Source organism: Priestia sp. D3YE.R1, assembly GCF_049199565.1.
Classification (GTDB): domain Bacteria; phylum Bacillota; class Bacilli; order Bacillales; family Bacillaceae_H; genus Priestia; species Priestia aryabhattai.
The window spans coordinates 34,929-40,928 of the sequence record NZ_JBLTHW010000013.1 but is presented as its reverse complement, the minus strand read 5'-3'; the positions used below and the strand labels follow the sequence as shown (position 1 = coordinate 40,928).

Genomic DNA, 6,000 nt, shown 5'->3' with positions numbered 1-6,000 from the left:
CGCCAGCGTTCATCCTGAGCCAGGATCAAACTCTCCGAAGAAATGTTTGACTTGCTCAATTTAAAAAATAAAAATTAACGTTGACGTTTGTCGCTTTGTTCAGTTTTCAAAGTTCAATATTCCGTAGAATAAGTTGTCGTTTCAACGACGCTTTATAATAATAAAACATATTAAATGAAACGTCAATAGTTTTTCTAAAAAATCATTTTTTATTTCCGTTGTATTTTACACATTACAATAACAACTATTCATCAAACATTGATTGTTATACCTTACTATCCATGTTTCACTTTTTCACTCTTATTTTCAACTATGAAATTGATCCTACTAAAATATGAACGGCGTAAAAGATATAAAGTATTTATATCCTCTTTATCAGGCATACTTATAAAGAGAGGAATAGTGATCAATATGTATTATAGTAGAAAAAATCAAGAGCCTCCGGTTCAAGAAGAAACAGAAATTTGGGAATGTACGAAAGAAGAATGTAAAGGCTGGATGAGAAAAGATTTCTCTTACGATAGCCATCAGAAATGCCCCTTGTGTAAAAGTCAGATGAAAAATAAAAAACGCCTTATTGATAAAGTCTCCCGTAATCTTCATAAAAAATAATGTACGCCTACGGTTTTAAACAGATTAAACATTACTTATACGTAAAAATTTCATTTATATATCCATATTTACTTTCTATTTGAAGTAATAGATAGTAGGTAAATCATATTTTCCACTTACAAGACCGTAAAAAAAGACTCCTTTGCAGGAGTCTTTTTTTGTGATTACTTTCAATTATGCTTTGTGAACGTTAGCAGCTTGCGCTCCACGTTGACCTTGCTCAACATCAAAAGTAACCTTTTGGCCTTCTTCTAATGATTTGAAACCTTCACCTTGGATTGCGCTGAAATGTACGAATACATCGTCTCCGCCTTCAACTTCGATGAAACCGAAACCTTTTTCTGCATTAAACCATTTTACTGTACCTTCTGTCATAATTGTTGCCTCCTGCTGTGGAATGCTCCACAAGTGTATTACCATTCTCGCCAAACATACTCTTTAAAGAGAAAAAACTTCTTATTAACCTTTTCTCTTCTCAATACACCGAACAAAAATAAGTTATGTGGAGTGTACCATATAGTAAGATTAATAGTAAATAAAAAAATACCAATTTTAACAAATTTCATCTATTCACCATAAGACTTCATTGTTTAACCTGCTTTATAAATAAGGGTACATTCAATCCAAAAAAACCTTTTACTTTGCTGAATTACAAATAAGTCCTTGGGATATTCTATATAGCGAAGAAGGAAAACAAGTGATTGATTACAACTAATCATTGCAAAGCTTCTTACATTTGGGATGAGATGTCTACAGCAGACATATTTCAGAAAACCTTATTGTAAATCGATGTATGTTTGATTCATAAGGGGATGGTAGTCATGAACGTAGTAAGAATATATATAATGGGTAGACAATAATGTTCATTTATAACTACACAAATGAGGTGTTTGTCCCAGACCAAGAACGATTTCGTTCATATTATATTTTTTAGCTCAATGCTTAAATGAGGTGTTTGTTAAAGAGAATATACTTTTTCAAGTTACTGTTTCATTAGGCAATGCAATTACGTAAATGCGGTGTTTCTTAAAGATCATATACTGCATTAAAAGCTGATTTTCCTTCTTCACATGGCGGGGTGTATAATCGTTTACATCCCGTTTGTGTTATATGGGATATTTCAACTAATTATAAAAAAGAGGAATCATAAAACAGCTTTCGATTGCTTGCTTCTTCTCCCCCCCTTCTACCATCGTAGTATGGAAAAAGAGGACCTTTCACTCCTTCCCTTGCTCTCAAACTTTTGCTTTTTTTAACGTTCCATTTCCTGTGTTGTACTCCGTTTTTTTAGAATGTGCTCCACTATTCCGTGCAAAAAGTTTCGAAAATCTAATTTATGATTTCTATTTTTCCACTTTGTCATAATCCTTTATCCTTCACAGTACCTCCTCCTTTTTAGAATGACTTTTAAAGAAACCTTGGCAAGAAACCCTTTTTTTCCTTTTTCTCTTTCGTCTATTTTTTTAACTGCAACTGGATCAATATTTCGTAAAAACAGATCCATAATATTCGTTCTTTTCCTGTAAATTGTGGTTCCCCACTACAAAAGAGAGAAGAAGAGCATAAGGGGTTTTTGCTATCACAGGGTGTGATAGGCTAGGCAGAGCCTAGCAAAACCGTGATATCAAAGAAAGTCGCTTAATGTCCCCTTTACGTCCCCTTTTTTGGTGTACGTCCCTTTTACGTCCCCCCTTAAAACCTCAATGTCCCCTTTATGTCCCCCTGTTTTGGGGCCATGTCCCCTTTGCGTCCCCATGTGTTTTTTCACTTCATGGCTAAATCTTGTTGCTTTTCATTCAATTTTTGGTTCTTTCTCGACTTTTCCATAGCTTTTCATTTTCTTTTTTATAAAATCTTTTTCTAAATCATGTGAACATAAAAAAATAAATATCAATTTCTTGTGAATGTTTATTTTTTTAGAACGGTAATCTTTTATAGAATAAAAATGGTTTTATAACTCATAAAAAAACATGCGTAAATCCCTTGTAGAGTAAGCAAAAGGAAATGGACTTTTTGACCATGAACGTGCGAAAAAAATAAAAAGAGATCGTTTGCTTCTGTCTTATTTTTTTAAAAACTACTTCAAAATGAAGTGACCCTTGAGGGGACATTCATCAAATATGAGGGTGCGGCGAGGGGGTTTCTGGCACAAATGTTGTGACTACTGAGGGGTCTCTGAAGAGACTATTCTTCAATTTGAGGGTACGCTGAGGGGGTTCCTTGAAGATTTTGCATGATATCATGGTTTTGCTAGGCTCTGCCTAGCCTATCACACTCTGTGGTAGCAAAAACCCCTTATGCTCTTCTCCACTTGTACTGGAAATTTTGCAATTTGATAGAAAAGGAATGATTTCATGGATATCTTTTTACGAAATATTGATCCGGTTGCTATGCAAAAAGTTGATGAGCTAGCGAAAGAAAATGGGATGTCTCGCCAAAAGTTTTTGAAAGAACAATTCGAAGTATTAGCTTTTTTTGATGAGCAAGTAGCAAGAGAAAAAAGATTAGAAGCGATCATTGATCAGAACATCGAAATGATGAAACAATGTGCGATATCAATTGAAAAGATGAACGACATCATATATGAACTGATGGGAGATGTAGAGGAGTAATGGAAACACAACGACGTATGATTACACTTGATAAAGAAACAGATCAATACATCCAAGATTATATGGCTTAGCAAAAGCTTCGTTTTCCAGGAGAAGCGATTATGGATATCTGTAAAAAGTATCGAGAAGAAAAAAAGAAAGAATGGTTGTTAGATTACATTACGGAAACGGTTAGTGAAAATCTTCATGATGTATTAAAAAGTGAACTGAAAGAGATTCGATTAGGAACAAATAGCGCAGATAAGAATACACAAATTCTTATCGAGTTCATGAATGGATTGTATTTTCACCATGGCTATGATGCGATTATGACAACGGATCTTCTAGAACTAGAAGCAACTAAACTTGCTAAAAAAGTTGTAGGGGAACGTATTTTGAATCAACAACAAAAACGGCTGGATAAGGAATACCCTAAAAGCTAAAATAGCCTTTAAGCCTACCTTTTCCTTTTAGTAACCGAGGTGAATATAGCTTGATACATAGTTATTGTGAGACAGAAGGATTAGAAGATAGCTGCTCTTTTTGTGGGGCTAGTTTAAATATAAAAAGACCGAAACTAAAAGAATTTGTGGTCTTAGAGGACGTTGAAAAACCTGTTAATGAACTTGCATGCTTTCATACGTATGATTTATTGGTTTTGCTGCGTTTGGTACGTAAGGCACGAACAAAGGTTTATGATTTAATGCTAACGTTTAAAAAAGCTGGTGAGAGCCCTCAAATTGACCAAGCAATGGTAAACTATCGAGAAGAGCAATAGGTTCTGGTGCAAACATTACATTCGACTAAAACAGGTATATAGATTACTAGTGGAATTTGTACTCATGCAGCTAATCCAAACAGTTGATGAATGAACTTCTCTTGATTTTGGACACACTTGTCCTGTAAACAAGTTGTCTTTTTTTAATGATATGCATCGTTTCTATTCTAGAAAGAATAGATTTGGCTGTACGAAAGGATTTCATTCCTAACATTGAACGAACTCGCTTTTTAATAAACTGATGATCTTGTTCTACGATGTTATTCAGATATTTGACTTTCCTTATTTGAATGCCTACAGGCATCTTTTTTTTCTTCAGCTCCTCAATAGCCACAGGAGAAGCTGGATTCTTATCGACGGTTATGATACGAGACTTTGAAACATGAAAGAACACAAAGCTTTCTATAAACAGCGCTTTGCAGCCTTGTGATTTCTTGTTTTACTCAAATAAAGATCAATCGTATTTTCCTTCGGATCAATGGCCCGATAGAGGTACATCCATTGTCCTTTAATCTACACATATGTCTCATCCACTTACCAAGAATCATTGGTTGTCTTAAGATAACAACGAACCTGCTCATCTAATGTCAAAACCATACTAATGAACCAAGCGCATGATGGTTGTATGAGTAATGGATAATCCATGTTCTTCCAACATTTCGACTAAATCACGAAAACTGAGGTCATACCGCAGGTATTATCACACGGTTAATAAAATAAGATCTGGTTGATAATGTTTCCATTTGAACAAGCTTTCCTTTTCCATACTGATTACGTCCTTCTTCATGGTACTAGTATCAGTATGTTCAAGTTTAAGAGATTACTTGCAGATATTTTGAAATTCTTGCACCAGAACCAAACAAGTAACCTCTACCATCAAATAATTTATTTGATAGTCAGACGATAACAATTTAAATTTTATTCTATTTATTAAATGCTTGTATAACAGGCTTTTAAAGGGATTATTTTGTCTACAATAGGTGGAATCAAATCACTATTAATCTATCCAATTATGACAAGCTACTCCCCTAATAATCTACAGTCTATAGAGAAAAATAGCATACATGATAACTAAATTAAGCATCTAAGTCTAAAAAGTTATAGAGTAAGGGATTAGCTTTATTCCTTTGAACTTCTCTTCTTCGTTCAGCAGTGAATAAACCTCTTAAAGTCCCAAAAAAATAGGCTTCAAAGGTTGTCTTTATCCGGTTTCTTTTATAAGCAAACACGGTTTCTTTAAATGATTGAACAGCAATTGACACTAAATCCTCAACAGGCCACTCTAGATGGCTTATTTTGTGTGCTAACCGAACCTTCCCCCATAGATGATAAATATCATCTGCATAGTTAAAAAACGGCTGGACAGCTTCCTTAAACGAAGCTGGAATACAAGATGGGACATAATCAGATGAAAGATTAACATTGACATTATTACGTATGTATTTATTAAAATCTTTTAGAGATAAATTATAGGTAGAACATTTTTTTGTATCTCTATCCTTACTCTCCCAAACACTTTTCTCATTTTCTGCGTCAACATCTGCGTCAACATCAGACTCTAAATTAAGCTGTAAATAATTAACCCAGTGATCAAAATAAGGATGGTTGACAAATAAGTGTACTGGATTCCCCTTCCCGTTGTTACGTGGACAGCGACGATAAACAGTAACAATTTGTCCTTGTTTTCGTAGTTCTCTTAAATGACGATCGATTGTTCCTTTTGACTTTTCATATGTGTGACCCAAATATGTACTGCCAGGAAAGCAAAACCCTTTTTCTGCAGCAAACCAACAAAGCCTGTCCAAAGCTTTCCTAGTTCCTTCGTGGAGACGATAATACTTTTCTCCGTAAAGATTTATAATTTCTTTCAGTAAGTTTCGTTTCATAGATTGATGTTGGGAAAGATCCTCTATGTAACTTTGATAGTTTTTCATATAGTCAAATTCTTCTGCCGTAAGCATACGTGTAATAGGCATTAGTCTAACCTCTCCTTTTTAGGAACAAAAAAAGACATCGCAT

6 protein-coding genes and 1 pseudogene are annotated in these 6,000 nt (G+C 34.4%); 4 read left to right on the top strand and 3 right to left on the bottom strand.

All coding sequences use genetic code 11. The features are described 5' to 3' along the window. Window positions 1–411: 411 nt before the first annotated feature. The gene (locus ACOZIR_RS27510; RefSeq protein WP_421536089.1) at window positions 412–612 is read left to right on the top strand and encodes a cold-inducible protein YdjO-related protein; all 201 of its coding nucleotides are present in this window, start codon (window positions 412–414) and stop codon (window positions 610–612) included. Window positions 613–786: 174 nt separating this feature from the next. Here the strand turns inward: ACOZIR_RS27510 and ACOZIR_RS27505 are convergent, their stop codons facing one another. Then, complete coding sequence (locus tag ACOZIR_RS27505) at window positions 787–987, bottom strand: cold-shock protein (RefSeq protein WP_074684490.1); 201 nt, start codon at window positions 985–987, stop codon at window positions 787–789. Window positions 988–2,966: 1,979 nt separating this feature from the next. Here ACOZIR_RS27505 and ACOZIR_RS27500 point away from each other — a divergent pair. The 3 genes from ACOZIR_RS27500 (at window position 2,967) to ACOZIR_RS27490 (ending at window position 3,981) form a co-directional block, all read left to right on the top strand. Beyond that, window positions 2,967–3,224 carry a hypothetical protein gene (locus tag ACOZIR_RS27500; protein ID WP_074898697.1) on the top strand — a complete coding sequence of 86 codons (258 nt, stop codon included), beginning with the start codon at window positions 2,967–2,969 and terminating at the stop codon, window positions 3,222–3,224. A 101-nt stretch (window positions 3,225–3,325) separates the two neighbouring features. After that, complete coding sequence (locus ACOZIR_RS27495) at window positions 3,326–3,646, top strand: hypothetical protein (RefSeq protein ID WP_421536088.1); 321 nt, start codon at window positions 3,326–3,328, stop codon at window positions 3,644–3,646. Between the two features lie 50 nt (window positions 3,647–3,696). Next, window positions 3,697–3,981 (top strand): hypothetical protein, encoded by a 285-nt coding sequence (locus ACOZIR_RS27490; RefSeq protein WP_421536087.1) that lies wholly within the window; start codon window positions 3,697–3,699, stop codon window positions 3,979–3,981. 62 nt (window positions 3,982–4,043) lie between these two features. On the opposite strand, the pseudogene ACOZIR_RS27485 reads toward ACOZIR_RS27490, so the two are convergent. Together ACOZIR_RS27485 and ACOZIR_RS27480 are read right to left on the bottom strand one after the other, a co-directional pair. Further along, window positions 4,044–4,747 (bottom strand): annotated as a pseudogene (locus tag ACOZIR_RS27485) (IS6 family transposase). A 310-nt stretch (window positions 4,748–5,057) separates the two neighbouring features. Continuing rightward, the gene (locus tag ACOZIR_RS27480) at window positions 5,058–5,957 is read right to left on the bottom strand and encodes a transcriptional regulator (RefSeq protein WP_421536086.1); all 900 of its coding nucleotides are present in this window, start codon (window positions 5,955–5,957) and stop codon (window positions 5,058–5,060) included. Between the last annotated feature and the right edge of the window lie 43 nt (window positions 5,958–6,000).